The sequence below is a fragment of the Epilithonimonas sp. 33E genome, assembly GCF_059372615.1.
In genome coordinates this window covers 2675141-2691680 of the sequence record NZ_CM182009.1, presented here as the reverse complement: position 1 = coordinate 2691680, position 16540 = coordinate 2675141, and the positions used below count along the sequence as shown (strand labels likewise).

At 34.8% G+C, this 16540-nt stretch carries 17 protein-coding genes and 2 tRNA genes; 9 read left to right on the top strand and 10 right to left on the bottom strand.

What is annotated here, in order from left to right; all coding sequences use genetic code 11:
* Positions 1-11: 11 nt before the first annotated feature.
* The 3 genes from AC5P2S_RS12395 to AC5P2S_RS12385 are packed head-to-tail and all read left to right on the top strand — an operon-like array spanning position 12 to position 3759.
* Positions 12-518 carry a hypothetical protein gene (locus AC5P2S_RS12395; RefSeq protein WP_283416756.1) on the top strand — a complete coding sequence of 169 codons (507 nt, stop codon included), beginning with the start codon at positions 12-14 and terminating at the stop codon, positions 516-518.
* The gene (locus AC5P2S_RS12390; RefSeq protein ID WP_494555067.1) at positions 518-3091 is read left to right on the top strand and encodes a DNA gyrase/topoisomerase IV subunit A; all 2574 of its coding nucleotides are present in this window, start codon (positions 518-520) and stop codon (positions 3089-3091) included. Before AC5P2S_RS12395 ends, AC5P2S_RS12390 begins: the two co-directional genes overlap by 1 nt.
* 26 nt (positions 3092-3117) lie before the next feature.
* Complete coding sequence (locus AC5P2S_RS12385; protein WP_283416758.1) at positions 3118-3759, top strand: rhomboid family intramembrane serine protease; 642 nt, start codon at positions 3118-3120, stop codon at positions 3757-3759.
* 183 nt (positions 3760-3942) lie between these two features.
* On the opposite strand, the gene AC5P2S_RS12380 is transcribed toward AC5P2S_RS12385, so the two are convergent.
* The 7 genes from AC5P2S_RS12380 to AC5P2S_RS12350 all read right to left on the bottom strand — a co-directional run bounded on the left by AC5P2S_RS12380 (position 3943) and on the right by AC5P2S_RS12350 (position 7330).
* Positions 3943-4302 carry a DUF4180 domain-containing protein gene (locus AC5P2S_RS12380; RefSeq protein ID WP_494555066.1) on the bottom strand — a complete coding sequence of 120 codons (360 nt, stop codon included), beginning with the start codon at positions 4300-4302 and terminating at the stop codon, positions 3943-3945.
* 2 nt (positions 4303-4304) lie between these two features.
* The gene (gene prmC, locus AC5P2S_RS12375; protein WP_494555065.1) at positions 4305-5153 is read right to left on the bottom strand and encodes a peptide chain release factor N(5)-glutamine methyltransferase; all 849 of its coding nucleotides are present in this window, start codon (positions 5151-5153) and stop codon (positions 4305-4307) included.
* 51 nt (positions 5154-5204) lie between these two features.
* Complete coding sequence (yaaA, locus tag AC5P2S_RS12370) at positions 5205-5966, bottom strand: peroxide stress protein YaaA (RefSeq protein ID WP_283416761.1); 762 nt, start codon at positions 5964-5966, stop codon at positions 5205-5207.
* An 81-nt stretch (positions 5967-6047) separates the two neighbouring features.
* Positions 6048-6659, bottom strand: a complete 612-nt coding sequence (locus AC5P2S_RS12365; RefSeq protein ID WP_494555064.1) for an L-threonylcarbamoyladenylate synthase — start codon at positions 6657-6659, stop codon at positions 6048-6050.
* Between the two features lie 62 nt (positions 6660-6721).
* A tRNA-Met gene (locus AC5P2S_RS12360) sits at positions 6722-6797 on the bottom strand.
* Between the two features lie 169 nt (positions 6798-6966).
* Entirely contained in the window at positions 6967-7215 is a 249-nt protein-coding gene (locus tag AC5P2S_RS12355; protein WP_494555063.1) for a GIY-YIG nuclease family protein, read from the bottom strand.
* A 39-nt stretch (positions 7216-7254) separates the two neighbouring features.
* Positions 7255-7330, bottom strand: a tRNA-Met gene (locus AC5P2S_RS12350).
* 216 nt (positions 7331-7546) lie between these two features.
* Here AC5P2S_RS12350 and AC5P2S_RS12345 point away from each other — a divergent pair.
* The 4 genes from AC5P2S_RS12345 (at position 7547) to AC5P2S_RS12330 (ending at position 12289) form a co-directional block, all read left to right on the top strand.
* Positions 7547-7912 (top strand): BlaI/MecI/CopY family transcriptional regulator, encoded by a 366-nt coding sequence (locus tag AC5P2S_RS12345; protein WP_120212899.1) that lies wholly within the window; start codon positions 7547-7549, stop codon positions 7910-7912.
* Complete coding sequence (locus AC5P2S_RS12340; protein WP_494555062.1) at positions 7912-9987, top strand: M56 family metallopeptidase; 2076 nt, start codon at positions 7912-7914, stop codon at positions 9985-9987. Before AC5P2S_RS12345 ends, AC5P2S_RS12340 begins: the two co-directional genes overlap by 1 nt.
* Before the next feature lie 56 nt (positions 9988-10043).
* Positions 10044-10883: a GLPGLI family protein gene (locus AC5P2S_RS12335; protein WP_494555061.1), complete on the top strand. Its 840-nt coding sequence runs from the start codon at positions 10044-10046 to the stop codon at positions 10881-10883.
* Between the two features lie 98 nt (positions 10884-10981).
* Positions 10982-12289, top strand: coding sequence for a DEAD/DEAH box helicase (locus tag AC5P2S_RS12330; protein ID WP_494555060.1), 1308 nt, complete (start codon positions 10982-10984; stop codon positions 12287-12289).
* An 11-nt stretch (positions 12290-12300) separates the two neighbouring features.
* Here the strand turns inward: AC5P2S_RS12330 and AC5P2S_RS12325 are convergent, their stop codons facing one another.
* Positions 12301-13188 carry an SMP-30/gluconolactonase/LRE family protein gene (locus AC5P2S_RS12325; protein WP_494555059.1) on the bottom strand — a complete coding sequence of 296 codons (888 nt, stop codon included), beginning with the start codon at positions 13186-13188 and terminating at the stop codon, positions 12301-12303.
* Between the two features lie 82 nt (positions 13189-13270).
* On the opposite strand from AC5P2S_RS12325, the gene AC5P2S_RS12320 reads away from it, so the two are divergent.
* Together AC5P2S_RS12320 and AC5P2S_RS12315 are read left to right on the top strand one after the other, a co-directional pair.
* A complete protein-coding gene (locus AC5P2S_RS12320; RefSeq protein ID WP_283416768.1) occupies positions 13271-13603 on the top strand; it encodes a MerR family transcriptional regulator in 333 nt (110 codons plus the stop codon).
* A gap of 61 nt (positions 13604-13664) precedes the next feature.
* Positions 13665-14984, top strand: coding sequence for a ComEA family DNA-binding protein (locus AC5P2S_RS12315; protein ID WP_494555058.1), 1320 nt, complete (start codon positions 13665-13667; stop codon positions 14982-14984).
* A gap of 45 nt (positions 14985-15029) precedes the next feature.
* Here AC5P2S_RS12315 and AC5P2S_RS12310 read toward each other — a convergent pair whose 3' ends face one another.
* Together AC5P2S_RS12310 and rluF are read right to left on the bottom strand one after the other, a co-directional pair.
* Positions 15030-15665: an outer membrane beta-barrel protein gene (locus AC5P2S_RS12310; protein ID WP_283416770.1), complete on the bottom strand. Its 636-nt coding sequence runs from the start codon at positions 15663-15665 to the stop codon at positions 15030-15032.
* A gap of 117 nt (positions 15666-15782) precedes the next feature.
* Positions 15783-16505, bottom strand: coding sequence for a 23S rRNA pseudouridine(2604) synthase RluF (gene rluF, locus AC5P2S_RS12305; protein WP_494555057.1), 723 nt, complete (start codon positions 16503-16505; stop codon positions 15783-15785).
* Positions 16506-16540: the final 35 nt, after the last annotated feature.

The window sequence follows — 16540 nt, the reverse complement described above, 5'->3', positions numbered from 1 at the left end:
CCGAAACACAAATGAGATTAAGCAACAGAAATAATACACCGTTATATAGCTTTATATACTCTCTCGTAGGGATAGTTTTTATTTTGGGTGTTATTGCTTACATACTTGAAATCAGTAAATTTGATATTTTTGGAAAAAAAGCGTGGATTTTATTGGCAATTCCTTCGTTATTATTTTTGCTACTCTATTTATTAGGAAGACCCGTTTTTGAATATGACAGTGATGGAGAAGCACTTAATTTTAGGAACAGCCACATTTTGTATTTACTTTCAAAAAAGAATCTCAAAGATGAGTTTCCAAAATATAAATTAATAAAGTATAATGTTGTTAATGGTTTGATTTTCAAAAGATTGTATGTTTATATTACCAGCAAAAAAAATCATATCATTATACTGAAATATGATGTTTCTTATCTCAATACAAGACAAGTAAAGGATTTAAAGTTTTCTTTAAACAAAGTCGTTAAAACCAATAAAGAAATTCGCCACGAACACGAAGATAATACAGTTACAGATTAATGGAAGAAAGTACACATCACGAAGAAAGCCTGAAAAAAGTATCGGGGCTGTATAAAGATTGGTTTTTAGATTATGCATCTTATGTAATCCTCGACAGGGCAATTCCCTCTATTTTTGACGGATTCAAGCCGGTTCAGCGTAGGATTATGCACTCTATGCGGGAGCTCGAAGATGGGCGTTATAACAAAGTTGCGAATATAGTCGGCAACACGATGAAATATCACCCGCATGGTGACGCTTCTATTACGGATGCGATGGTTCAGATTGGACAGAAAGAATTATTGATTGATACTCAGGGAAACTGGGGGAATATCTATACAGGTGATTCTGCTGCAGCTGCGAGATACATTGAAGCCAGATTGACGCCATTTGCTCTGGATGTTGTCTTCAACCCCAAAACAACTCATTGGACCAAATCTTACGACGGTAGAAATAATGAGCCGATTGACCTTCCTGTCAAGTTTCCATTGCTTTTAGCACAAGGCGTTGAAGGGATTGGAGTTGGGCTTTCTACGAAAATAATGCCTCATAATTTCAATGAATTAATTAACGCTTCTGTTCTTTATCTTAAAGGGAAAAAATTTGAATTATTTCCGGATTTTTTGACTGCAGGGATGCTGGATGTTTCCAATTATAACGATGGACACAGAGGTGGAAAAATCAGGGCAAGAGCAAGAATTTCCCAAAAGGATAAACATACATTGACGATTACTGAGCTTCCTTTTTCAAAAAATACCGGTGATCTTATCGACAGTATTTTGAAAGCCAATGAAAGAGGAAAAATCAAAATCAAGAAAATAGAGGACAATACATCGGATAATGTGGAGATTAATATTCATCTGCATCCGGATGTCTCGCCTGATAAAACGATTGATGCACTTTATGCTTTTACGGATTGTGAAGTCCCGATCTCTCCGAATGCCTGTGTGATTGTTGGTGACAAACCTATGTTTTTATCAGTTTCTGATATTCTGAAGCATAACACAGATCACACGGTTTCCCTTCTTAAAAAAGAATTGGAAATCGAACTTCACGAGTTGCAGGAAAACTGGCATTTTTCATCGTTAGAAAGAATTTTTATAGAGAATAGAATCTATCACGATATCGAAGAAGTGAAATCCTGGGAAGATGTTATCAAAACGATTGATGAAGGCTTAAAACCTCATACAAAGCATCTTTTGAGAGCTGTTACAGAAGAAGATATTGTAAAACTAACAGAGATCCGAATCAAGAGGATTTCCCGCTTTGACCTGGATAAATTTAAAGAAAATATTCTGGCATTAGAAGGCAAGATTGAGCAGGTAAAACATCATTTGGAAAACCTGATTACTTATGCCATTGATTATTATACCAATATCCAAAAGAAGTACGGAAAAGGAAAAGAAAGAAAAACCGAGCTTAGGATTTTCGATACAATCGATGCGAGTAAAGTAGCGGTTGCTAATGAAAAATTTTATGTCAACAGAGAAGAAGGTTTCATTGGTACATCACTTAAAAAAGACGAATATCTTTTTGATTGTTCCGATATAGACGATATTATCACATTCCAAAAAGACGGAACAATGAAGGTTGTAAAAGTAGAACCAAAAACTTTTATCGGGAAAAATATAACGCACGTCGCGGTCTGGAAAAAGAACGACAAACGTACGGTTTATAATATGATCTATCGCGAAGGGCGAGAAGGCCCTTATTATATGAAACGTTTCTCCGTAACCGGTGTTACCAGAAATACGGATTATAAACTAGCTTCGGATAAAAAAGGATCAGAAATGCTTTATTTTTCAGCTAATCCGAATGGTGAAGCCGAGGTAGTTTCTGTTTTACTAAAACCTAATGCAAGAGTCCGAAAGAACAAAATCGATATTGATTTTTCTGAACTGGCCATCAAAGGTCGGGACTCCAAAGGAAATTTGGTTACCAAATATGCCGTGAAAAAAGTGGATATGAAAGAAGAAGGCGTATCGACTTTAGCGCCGAGGAAAATTTGGTTTGATGATTCTGTACGCCGTCTTAATGCGGATGGAAGAGGAACTTTGTTGGGCAGTTTCAAAGGAGATGATAAGATTTTGACGATAACTTCCCAAGGCGAGGCCAAATTGGTATCTTTCGATCTGATGAATCGATTCGATGATGATTATCTGATTTTGGAAAAGTGGAAACCGGAACAGCCAATTACCTGTATCTATTTTGATGGTGAAAAGGACAAATATTTTGTAAAACGGTTCCTTTTGGAGGCCACGCCTAATGTTCAATCTTTCTTCGCCAACGAAAACCCAAAATCTTTTATCGAGTTTGTGACGACAGAAGTTGGAGCCATTGCAGAGATCGTATTCCCGAAAATCAAAGACAAGCAAAAAGAGCCTGAAACGGTTGATCTGGATGAATTCATTACAGTTAAAGGAATCAAAGCCATTGGAAATCAACTGACAAAAGATAAAGTCAAATCCATCAATATCACAATTCCCGAACCACCAGAAGTGATAGAAGAACCGGAAATTGAAGAAAAACAGGAAGTAGATCTGGATGACGAAGGCGGAACTATCGGAAGTCTTTTTGACGAGGAAGAAAATTAAGAACACAATTTAATTCAGCAAAAAAAATGAACATCGTTTTATTAATCATAATCGTAATAACCTGCATCACAAGTTATATTGGATTTCAAAAACCGGAGTTATTTCAGAAGTATAAATTTGAGGTAGGTGCCATTCAAAGACGTAAAGAATACATCAGATTATTTTCTGCGGGTTTTCTACACGCGGATTTTATGCATTTGTTTTTCAATATGTTGACGCTGTATTTCTTTGCACCGATTGCTTTAGAAGGATTCGGTGTTGGCGGATTTTTGATTATTTATTTAGGCTCTATTATTCTAGGAAATCTGTTCTGTTTGTATCATTACAGAAACGTTCCGTTTTATTCAGCCATTGGCGCGAGTGGGGGAGTTTCCGGTGTTTTGTTTGCTGCTGTGGCTTTAGCTCCAAAAGAGATAGAAGTCAATTTTCTTCCGGGATATTTATTTGGCGCTTTATACTTTGGATATTCTGTCTATATGATGCTGAATCCAAGAATGAACGACAACATTGGTCATGCGGCACATCTCGGTGGTGCATTTTTCGGATTGGTTTATGCTGTTGCTATTTACCCTGAGTTTGCAATGCAAAATGCGGTTTATTTAGGCGTTATGGCCTTGCCGTTGATTTATTTGGCTTATCAGATTTTTATTAATAAAAGAATTGGATAATTTTTAGAGCAACAACATTCGGCATAGTTTCAGATATTTCTCACCCGCTGTTCGCTATATCTTTTTGTTTTGACGTGAGGCGGCGGAGCGAAGCGGAGCCGACCGAGCGTCAAAACAAAAAGGATGCCGCTACCATCGGGGATATGTTCGGCGTTTGTCATTCTATCACCAGTGTAAGTTTTATTATAATGCCAATTTTTCCAATGCTTCAGAAAGAGTTTCTACAAAGTTGATATGTCTTGACTTGTTGCTTTCTAAGACAAAATCTCTCAAACTTTTACTATGGTATTTCTCAAAATGCCCAACGATAACTAGCCGAATTCTGTAATTTGAAAATTTTTGTAAAATTTCTCCGGCAATTTTAGTTTTTAAATCAAAAAAATTAGAACATATATTTTGTTCGTATAAAATTACATTTCCCAAATCTTGATAATACAAATTCCCAACTAAATCGGTTCCGTCATCAATGGATTTGATAATAATTTTGTCGGATATTACTTCGGCAATTTTCGTATTGTTAATATTGTGAATCTTTATTTCCATAATTATTTTCTCGCAAAAATCATCCTGTCGTTTCCGGAAATATCTTTTAAGAGAATAGACTCGGAGAAATTCTGAAACAATTCCAAAGTTTCTCTTCCCAGTTTCTGATTGATTTCAAGAAAAATCATCCCGTTTTCGGAAAGATGATTTTCAGAATCTTTTGCAATTTTTCTGTAAAAAATCAAATCATCGGAAGTAGGAGAGAACAGTGCAATATTAGGCTCAAAACCTTTCACTGATTCTTCAATTTCAATATTTTCATCAATTCCGATATAAGGAGGATTGCTGATGATAATGTCATAGATGTCATCCAACTTCTCATTCAAATAATCTTTTTGAATAAAATTGATTTCTGTTTTATGAAAATCAGCATTTCTCTTAGCAATTTTCAAAGCATCTTCAGAAATATCAATGGCTGAAACTTGAGTTTCCGGAAAATATTTCTTCAAAACAATCGGAATTATTCCGCTTCCGGTTCCAATATCCATTATTTTTAAACCTTCAACCTTCAACCTTAAATCTTTAATCGTTTCAATCACCAATTCCAGCAATTCCTCCGTTTCTGGTCTTGGAATTAAAACGTGTTCATTGACAAAGAATTTCATTCCATAAAACTCAGTTTCACCAAGAATCTGCTGAAAAGGTTTTCCCGTTTTCAATGCCGAAATAGCTTCTAAAAATTGCTTTGAGTTAATTTCTGATAAATCTTTATCAAGATTAATTCTTAATTCAACTCTATTCAATTCCAGATAATTCTCACAAAAAACAGAGAACAATTCCTCTATTTCTGATTTTGAATAGAGTTCTGAAAGTTCGTTTTGAAAAAGGAATTTAAGATCCGAAATTTTCATATTTTAAATTTGCCTAATCAGCAAAAATCTGTGAGATTTATATTTCATTATTTACCTTGTAAAAACCAAATTAGTTTCAGTCGACAGCTTTTCATCAATCAAATAATTCTCATAATTGAAAGCTTTCAATTCCTCCAAAGTCTGAACGTTATTTTCAGCACAAAAACGAAGCATTAATCCGCGTGCGTGTTTGGTATAAACCACAATCGTTTTCAACTTCCCGTCAGGTTGAATTTGCCTGAATTCGAAATCAATGATTTGGGACTTCAATCGCTTTCTGTCAATGACCTTAAAATACTCTGTACTCGCAAGGTTAATCAAAGGTTCGCCTTTTTTTAATTCAGAATTGATTTGCGCTGTTATTTTATCAGTCCAGAATTCATACAGGTTTTTATAAGAATCGAATTGGAAAGGTCTTCCCATTTCCAAACGATACAACATCACTTTGTCAGAAGGCTTTAAAAGTCCGTAAAGTCCGGATAAGATTCTGTAATTCTTTTCAAGATATTTTACCGCTTTTTCATCCAAAGTTTTAGCATCCAAACCACGATAAACTTCTCCTGTAAAAGCAAACATTGCCGGCGCTGAGTTTTTAGCTGTCGGCTTTGATGACCACTTTTGGTTGCGTTCCCAATTTTCGTCTGCCAATTTTGGAGAGATTTCCATTAATTCTGCTAAGAATTTTGGAGATTTTTCTTTTAAGAAAGATTGGATAAATTCTGAATCCTTGATGAATTTTGGCGTTGTGTTTTTTAAAAATTCGGTCGAATTCTCAATGTTCATCAATTTCGCAGGCGATGTTATGAATTTCATTTTTTGTTATAAGTTGAAAGTTGTTGGTTGTCAATCTGAGATTATCGCAGACTTGATTCTTTTCACTTGATTCTTGAAGTTTTACAGAATTCCTTTCCCTTGTCTGATAATCTCCGGTTCGCCGGAAGTCAAATCCACAATAGTGGAAGCAACGTTGTCTCCGTAACCAGAATCAATGACCAAGTCTACCAATTTGTCGTACTTCTCGGCAATCAGTTCCGGGTCTGTAGAATATTCCAAAATCTCATCATCATCGTGGATGGAAGTGGAGACGATCGGGTGTCCCAATTTCTCTACAATCATTTGGGGAATGATATGATCCGGAACTCTTATACCAACAGTTTTGTGGCCTTTGTAAGCTGTCGGAAGATTCCTGTTAGCTTCTAAAATAAACGTAAATGCACCAGGGAGATGCGTTTTCAAAAATCGGAAAGTTGAAGTTTCTATTGGCTTTGTGAATTCTGAAAGGTGACTCAGGTCATTACAAATGATTGAAAATTTTTGCTTGTCGATCTTGATTCCTTTGATCTGAGCAAGTCTTTCCATTGCTTTGTGATTATAGATGTCACAACCAATCGTATAAATCGTATCCGAAGGATAAATGATAACACCACCGTTTTGAAGCACTTTTACGGCTTCGTCTATTAAATTTTCTTGCGGATTTTGCGGATATATTTTTAAGATTTTTGCCATAGTCAAAGGTATGAATTGATTCAAATAAAAAAAAGAGAATCAAAATAATTGATTCTCTTAGCTGGTTGCGAGGACACGACTCGAACGTGCGACCTCCGGGTTATGAGCCCGACGAGCTACCTACTGCTCTACCTCGCGATATTGTTCTGCAAATATACGACTTTTTTGATACAAGTCAAATTAATTTTGATTTTACTGATGAAATTATTGAAAATAAAAAAGAGAACCACAATTGTGATTCTCTTGATCTGGTTGCGAGGACACGACTCGAACGTGCGTCCGCCTATAGCGGATATGAACCCTCCATTTATTTAATCAAAGATTTAATGAATAATCTTCCTTGTCCAGTTTTTAAAAATTTTTCTCTTTTTATTGCATTTTTCTTTTCGTTGAAAAATTCTACATGAATTACACTCCAAGGTCTAAAGTTAATTGTATAACCTTTTGTTCCTAATTCGTTATGTGATTTGAATCTTTCCACAAGATTTGATGTAAAACCGGTATAAGTTCTGTCAAATTTCTCTGAATATAAAATGTAAACAACAAATTCTTCCATAAATAGAAAAGAGAACCACAATTGTGATTCTCTTTTTTTTGGTTGCGAGGACACGACTCGAACGTGCGACCTCCGGGTTATGAGCCCGACGAGCTACCTACTGCTCTACCTCGCGATATTGGATTGCAAATATACGGCTTATTCGTTTCATGTCAAGTATTATTTTAATAATTTTTGAAATCAGTACTTTTGTTAAATTTATAAATTGAAAATCAATCAGTTATGCTTTTTAACTTCTTTTAACTAAAAAAATAGTTGTATGAATTGAAATTAATCCTACATTTGTATTACTAAGTTTTTAGTGATATAAGATTGATTGTTTTTAAAGTAAATGAATATGAATAAGTTAACCAAAGCAGAAGAACAGGTGATGCAGTACCTTTGGCAGATAGAGAAAGGATTCTTAAAAGACGTTTTAGAATTGTTTCCTGAACCAAAACCGCATACCAATACGATTTCCACGATTCTTAAAATATTGATGGAGAAAGGATTTGTGAATTACAAAACTTTTGGAAGACAACACGAATATTTTCCTTTGATTAGTAAAGAAAATTACAGTGGAAAGTCTATCAGAAGTCTGGTTAAAAATTATTTCGAAGGTTCATACACCAATGCTGTTTCATTTTTGGTAGAAGAAAACGAAATCAGTGTGAAAGATTTGGAACTTTTATTAAACGAACTTAAAAACAAGGAATAATGGAACCAATATTACTTTATTTTGGCAAGATGATTCTCTGCTCAGCAGTGATGTTTGCTTATTATCTTTTGTTTTTAAAGGACAAGACCTTTCATCATTATAACAGATTTTATCTTTTATTTTTGGTCGTCATCAGTCTGGTTTTGCCTCTGATAAAAGTTTCTTATTTTACGATAGAAACAAACAAAAACTTGTATCTGCTGTTGAGTGGATTCAATCAAAGCCAACCTCAAACTACAAACTATGATATCACTATTTATTCAGTTCTTTATACAATTATTGGAGTGGTTTCAATCGCTCTTTTAATTCGATTAATACAAGGAATTTTAAAAATCAATTCGATAAAAAATCAGTTCCCGAATGAAACTATCGAAGGAATCAAATTTTATCAGACTAATCTTAATAATGCACCGTTTTCATTCTTCAGAAACCTGTTCTGGAAAAAATCAATAGAGATCAATTCTCCCGTTGGTCAGCAGATTCTGAAGCACGAGATGGTCCATATAGAACAGAAACACAGCTGGGACAAACTCCTGATGCAATTGGCGAAATCCATTTTCTGGTTCAATCCTGTGTTTTACTTTATCAACAAAGAAATCAATCTTATTCACGAATACTTGGCGGACAAAAAAGCAGTCAAAAAATCGGACACAAAAGCATTTGCGCAGATGCTGTTGGAGAGTCATTTCTCTGGTTCTGTTTTGCCTGTCACAAGTCCTTTTTTATCATCTAACCTCAAAAAAAGACTTACAATGATTACAAAAAATCAAACCAAGTACAGCTATGCACGCAAGTTATTTGCATTACCAATCTTATTTTTTATGGTATTTGCCTATATGGTCAATGCTAAAAACAAAGAAATCAAAGAAACGAACAAGGCGATAGAAATCGCTGTTGAACAAATCAAAATGGATACAATCCAGCCAAAACAATCGGAATTTGATAGTCTGGCAAGCAATCATCAGAGACAAACAAAAGCCTATTCTGATGCTTTGCAGGAAGATCATTTGAAAATGTCGGCAATCAGCAAAAAAATGGCTGAAAAAAGCAAAGCATTATCAGCTTTGAAAAAAGCTAAAAAAGAAGAAACCGCAGAATACAAAGCTTTGGAAGATGAAATGCAATCGCTTGCAAACCAAATGGATGATGTTGTAAATTCTGATAATTACAAGAGAAATATCAAAGGCTTAGAAGAGCATTCGGAAGCGATGGCGAAAATGTATGACTCACCAGAGTTCAAGAAAAGAATCGCGGATGCTGAGAAAGTTGCGAAAAAGGCTGAAGCTATGGTCAATTCTCCGGAATTCAAAAAGAGAATTGCTACCGCAGAGAAACAGGCAAAAATTGCAGAGCGAATGATGAATTCTCCTAAGTTCCAGAAAGATTTGAAGAATGCTCAGGAACAGGCTGAAAAAATGCAGATTAAAGTCAATTCGCCTGAATTTCAGAAAATGATTCAGGATGCTCAGAAAAGAGCCCAGGAAGCGTCTGAAAAATATGGTAAACTTTCTGAAAAAGATTTTCAGAAAATCATAAAAGACCAATATGGAAAAGATGCTTTTACAGATGGAACTGTAGCTTTTGGATTTGACGCAAGTGACTTTCCGGAGTTCAAGGATTTGGCAACTAATTTTAATTTCAAGTTTTCTGATGATAAATTTTTTAATGAAGCAAAATCCAAATTATCTCCAAAAGAATTGAGAAAAATGGAGAAAAAGAGAAAACAACTTCAGGAAAAGCAGAAAGATCTGATGGAAGAACAAAAGAAGCTCCAGGAAAAACAAAGAGAATTGAACAAGGAGATGCAGCAGAACAATCCTTGGAGAATTAGTTTTAATTCTACCCTGGATTCTCCTAAAGCCATGGTTTACAACAAAAATGTTACTCCATCACTTAGAATCAATAAAGCAAGCCAAGTGCTTGTTCTTGATAAATCGATGGATAATATAAGGGTTTATGTCAATGGGAAAGAGGTAGATAGAACCGAACTTCAGAAGCTTGAACCAAGCACAATTTCATCAATGAACGTTTTCAAAACAAACGGAACTGGAAAAATTGAAGTTGTCACAAAATAATACTTTATTTTCATACACTTTAGCCGGTTCGCCGGCTTTTTTAATATTTGATAACTATGAAAAAACTATTAATTAATTTATTTCTGATTTTAGGAATTTTAACAATTGCCCAGAATAAACGATTCATTTACGAATACAAGTTTATCCCGGATTCAACTAATATTGAAGATGTTAAAACTGAAATGATGTTTCTAGACACAACGAAAGATGGTTCCAAATACTACAGTTATACGGTATTTAATTCAGATTCATTAATGAAAGCTGATTTGGAAAGACAGTTGAAAGCAACAGGCTCTATTAATGTCAAATCAGATATGAGAAAAGGAAATGTCAGATATTCAGTAACGAAAACTTATCCCGATTATAAAATTAATCTGCATCGCAGGTTATCTATGGATGCTTATAATATCTCTGATGAACGAAAAATCAACTGGAAAATATTACCGGAAAAGGCAAAAATAGGAGAGTGGAATGCTCAGAAAGCGGAAGCTGATTTTGCAGGAAGACATTGGACGGCTTGGTTTTCCGCTGAGATTCCGATTCAGGACGGACCATATAAATTTCACGGTTTGCCGGGATTAATTGTAAAGATTGAAGACAAAACCGGTTCTCACAAGTTGGAACTAAAAGGGATAAAAAATATAACCGGAGAGCTTGATATCAATGTTTTTGAGGCTAAAGAAATTGCCGTTAATTCCAAACAATTCCAGAAGGTTGTCAAAGAGTATGAAAATGATCCGACTAAAGGAATCAAACAATTGCAAATGGGAGGAGCAACCGTTATACTGACAGGAAAAGACGGCAACTCTGCAAAAGTTGCGAAGGAACAGGGAGAGCGTCTTAGAAACCAGATAAAAAAAGATAATAATAAGATAGAACTGGATATCATTAAATAATTTTTTTTACTAAATAAACTATTTACAGAACTTACTATACTCTTCATCTGCCTTTAACGATTACAAAAAACTCCTGTCTAAATGATTATCTTTGCAGAATGGAATTAGATTCGATCTATAAAAAACTGCAGATTCAGGATATGAATCAAATGCAGAAGTCTATTTACAAAGCATCTGAAAATCAAAATGATGTTATTCTGCTATCACCAACAGGCTCCGGAAAAACATTGGGGTTTTTGTTCCCGGTTCTGAGAAATCTGAAATCTGATGTTAAAGGAATCCAAACACTCATTCTAGTTCCTGCAAGAGAATTAGCGTTACAGATTGAGCAGGTCTTCAAAGCGATGGGAACCGATTTCAAAGTATCCGTTTGTTATGGCGGGCACGATAAAAAAATTGAAGTTAATAATTTGATTGAAGCTCCTGCTGTATTGATAGGCACGCCGGGACGGGTTGTTTATCATCTTAGAAACAACAACTTTGATCCGGAAACAATTCGGACTTTGGTTTTGGATGAGTTCGATAAAGCTCTGGAGTTAGGTTTCCAGGAAGATATGGATTTCATCATTAATTCGTTGAGCCAGGTTAATCAGAGAATTCTGACTTCTGCAACTGCAATGGACGAGATCCCGGGTTTCACAGGATTAAAGAATGAAAAAGTTATTAATTTTCTTAAAATTAGCGATACCAAACCAGATATTCAGCTAAAAAAAGTAATGACTATCCCGGAAGAAAAATTGAATATATTATTTAATTTAATCTGTAAAATAGGAAATAAAAGAACTCTGATTTTCTGTAATCACAGAGATGCAGTTGATCGTATTTCTGAACTTCTCAGAGAAAAGGGAATAGCCAGAGAAACTTTCCATGGTGGAATGGAGCAGGACGAAAGAGAACGTGCTCTTTTAAAATTCCGAAATGATTCTGCCAGAATTCTGATTACGACAGATCTTGCTTCACGAGGCTTGGATATTCCTGAGATAGAATCCATTGTTCATTACCAGTTACCGCCAAAAGAAGACGCTTTCATCCACAGAAACGGTCGAACAGCAAGAATGAACGCCAAAGGTTCTGCTTATCTGATAATGACGGAAGATGAGAATTTTCCTTTTATCAAAAATAATACGCCAGAGGAAAATGTAACGGGTTTTAATAAAGTTCCTGAACGAACTCCGAATCAAACGATATACATCAGCGCCGGAAAAAAAGATAAGGTCAACAAAGTGGATATTGTTGGTTATCTCATTAAAAAAGGTGGTCTTGAAAAAGACGACATTGGACTGATCGAGGTAAAAGACACTACATCTTATGTTGCTGTAAACCGGAAAAAAACCATTGACCTGCTCAAACAATTGGCCAACGAAAAACTGAAAGGTAAAAAAGTAAAAATAGAAATCGCTTATTAATAAGCGATTTTTTATTTGATTCCTGTAACATTCATTTCTAAAGTATAAATAGATTTGGAAGCTGTAATGAATAAAGTAGAATTGTTTTTCCCACCGAAAGTCACGTTGGATGTCCATTCTTCAGGAATTGCGATGTTCATAATTTTTTCTCCTTTTTGATTGAAAATCGTAACACCTTTCCCTGTCAGATAAAGATTTCCCTGGCTGTCCAGAGTCATTCCGTCCGAACCCATTTCACAGAATAATTTCTTTTCCGATAATTTTCCTTCACCAACTATGTCATAGACATAAGTTTTACGGGCATCGATATCAGAAACAAAAAGCTTTTTCAGTCTTTCACTTCCGATAATTCCGTTGGGCTGAACAAAAGTATCGAGTTTGGAAATCGCGCCATTGCTTTTTCTGTAATAAAGATTTTTCTGAGGGATTTCTTGCTTGAAACTCTTCCAATAATCTCTTTCGTATAAAGGATCCGTAAAATATATTCCGCCAAAATTGTCTATCCAGAGATCATTTGGACCATTCAATCTTTTGCTGTTAAAGCCTTTGGACAAAACTTCGACATTTTTGCTTTTAGCTATTTTCCAGATTTCGCCGTTTTCATCAGAACAAGTGATCAGGTTATCATTCTGATCAAAGTAAGTCCCGTTTGCCCTTCCTGTTTTATCAAGGAACAGCTCAACTTGATTGGTTTTCCAATTCCAAAAAAAGATTTTATCATTGGGTTGATCTGTAAAATAAACATTTCCCGATTTGTCGGTTGCCGGTCCTTCGGTAAACGTAAAATGGTTTGATACTAACTTTGGCTGGCCATTAAATAATTGTTTATGATTGTGAATCTGACAATTCATCAAAACCAACAATAATCCTATCAAACCAAATCTCAAATATCTTTTCATTCCACAAAATTTCCAATACCGCAATTTACAATTTGTATAAACGAATTAAAAATAATTATCTTTGAGAATTCGATTTTAATCAATGAAACTTAATCTTCCTGACAAACTTTATTATTCTATTGGCGAAGTTGCCAAAGCTTTTGATGTTAACACTTCCTTGATTCGTTATTGGGAACAGGAATTTCCTATTATCAAGCCGAAAAAAAATAAAAAGGGAAATCGTTATTTTACCCCGGAAGACATTAAAAACCTTAAGATTATCTACCATCTCGTAAAAGAGAAAGGTTATACGCTTGACGGTGCCAGAGTCGCATTGACAACCAATTCCAGGATATCCGAAACCATTACTATTATTGATCGTCTGGAGTTTGTTAAAGCTGAGCTGCTTAAATTAAAAAATTCTTTAAACGATTAATTTTTTTTAATAATTTGGTTAGGGATTTTCAGGCATTTTATATATTTGCCGAAAACACAACATGAAACCAAAATTACCTTTTCAAATCAGAAAAAGGCAATTTTACAGCCTCATCTTTTTTGGAATCTTGATAATTGCTTTACAATTATCATTTTTAATTTACAAAAAAAATCAGGTTTATAAAATTCCTGATATCCAATTTGTTTCGGAGGCCAAATCTGAAATCATTTTAACCGAATTCGATCCCAATGTTCTGGATGAAAAGCAATGGTCAAGTCTGGGATTCACAGATAGGCAAATCAAGACAATTCTAAAGTATAAAAAAATTATCGGCGGAAGTTTCCAATCAAAGCAACAATTCGGGAAATGTTATGCTATTTCTGCAGAAAAATATCGCTCCCTTGAAAGATATATCCTGCTTCCGGAAACTAATTCCGAAAATCAGAAAAGTAACTCCGGTTTCAAAACTTACGAAAAGAAAAAACTGACTATCAAAGGAAAATTTAATCCTGATAATTTTTCTCAGAAGGATTGGGAAAGCTTAGGTTTCTCCAATAAGCAGGCTGTGGCAATTCTAAAATATAAAAATTACCTCGGCGGAAGTTTCATCAGCAAAGAAAAGCTGAAAGAATGTTTTATCATCAATGAAGAGCAATTCTCACAAATGTTGCCTTATTTGATTTTACAAGACAAAACCCCAGGGATTTTTGCCAGAAACTTTGCAAATGCAAGTAGAAAAGAGGTCATAAAAGTCAGTCATTATTTCGATCCAAATTCTTTGAATGCAGAAGAATGGCAGCAACTTGGATTTTCTGAGAAGCAAGCGAATGTAATTGTCAATTATCGGGATAAAAATCTTAAAGGCTCATTCAGATCTTTGGAAGACATTCAGAATTGCTTTGTTATTTCCGAAGAAAAATTTGGAGAAATGAAACCATGGATCAAGCTTTCTTATCCTGAAAAGAAAGAAGAAAAACCAATGGCTTCCGAAAAAACCGATTTTGCGAAAATAGATCTTAACCAAATTAATTTCAAACAATTATGTGAATTTGGCTTTTCTGAAAAAGATGCTGCAGGAATTTTAGCTTTCAGGAAAAAATTAGGCGGTTTTATCAGCAAGCAACAACTTTTAGAGGCTTATGATATTGATAGAACTATGGGCGAAAAATTAATTTATTCTGTTCAAATCAATAATTCTAATGTTGCCAAATATTCTCTTTCCGAGGCGCCAGAAGAATGGCTGAAAACGCATCCCTATTTCCGATATTCCGCTGACCGGATCATCTATTACAGAATTACAAATCCTGATGATAAAAAGATCTGGAAATTCTTAAAACTGAAGCCGGAATATGAGCAAAAAATGAGATTGTATGTTAAATAAAAAACCGCAGAGTAATCTGCGGTTTAAGTTTATTAAATAAGTTGATTATTTTAAACCAAAGTTTTTAGAAATCCCAACTGTAATTCCTTTCCCGAATCCAAATCCAAATGTATTTGTTTTCATGTCAGAATCTTTAATTTTTTCTGATTGATAACTGATTCCTCCGATATTGAAATTAAGCCCGAAAGAATTTTTGAAGTTGATGAAAAGATTGGGTGTAAAACCAATTCCAAACCCTGTTGACTTAGTAGTATTGGAATAAGAATATCCAGGAGCTGAAACGGTTGATTTGCTGTTGTTAAATAATACATCAAGATCTCCAAAAACTGAGAACGTTTCGCTCAATGGCATTGTATATCTACCAAAAACGCCATATGTAAAACTGTTGGTTTTGATATTTGTAATACTTGTAACCATATTCATACCATTGAAATATGTATCATTGTAATCTTGCTTAGAAGAACCAACTCCAAATTTTACCCCCACTGTAAAGTGATCATCAAACTGATAACCAACCATCGGATTAAATTCGAAATTGTCAGTTTTCAAATCTCCTGCAGTAGAGAAATTCTTTTTAACTGTATTATCATAAGAAATATTCCCACCAACTAATAAGGTGTTTTTTTGAGCTGATACTAATCCGAAGGCAGCAACTGCACCGGCAATGATTAATTTTTTCATTTGTTTGTAATAGTTTAATTTTTCAGGCTGCAAAGCTATGAAGTCCGGAAACAATTCAGGCTATTAAAAAAATGATTTATATCAGGAAAATTATGTGGTTACAATATAAGGCAAATATCAGTCAAATGTCTTGGTGGAACCTGATAATAGCTTATTTAGTTCCGACAGTTCATCAGAAGTCAAATCTCGCCATTTTCCAACAGGCACATCAAGCTTGATATTCATTATACGGATTCTCTTTAGCTTTTTGACTTCGTAACCCAGGTATTCGCACATTCTGCGGATCTGGCGATTAAGCCCTTGTGTCAATACAATCCGGAAGTTCATGGTATCAATTTTCTCAACTTCACATTTTCTTGTAACGGTGTCAAGAATCGGAACACCATTTCTCATTTTTTCAAGAAATTTTTCCGTAATCGGCTTGTCAACTCTTACCAGATATTCTTTCTCATGATTATTCTTAGCACGCAGGATTTTGTTGACTATATCGCCATCAGAAGTTAAAAGAATAAGTCCTTCACTTGGCTTATCCAAACGTCCAACCGGGAAAATCCTTTTAGGGTGACTGATGTAATCTATAATGTTGTTTTTCTCCCTTTTTACGTCCGTAGTACAAACGATTCCGACAGGTTTATTGAAAGCAATGTACACAAATTCTTCTTCAGTTTTTCTGATAGATTTTCCGTCGACAAAGATTTCGTCTTCATCAGAAACCTTTGTTCCCAGTTCCGGAATTTTTCCATTGATAGTAATGCGGCCTTCTTCCAAAAGCTTATCTGCGGCCCTTCTGGAACAATAGCCGACCTCGGATAAATATTTATTGATTCTTGTTTTTTCCAATTCTTACCAATATTTCAGCAAAGCTATGTTTTATT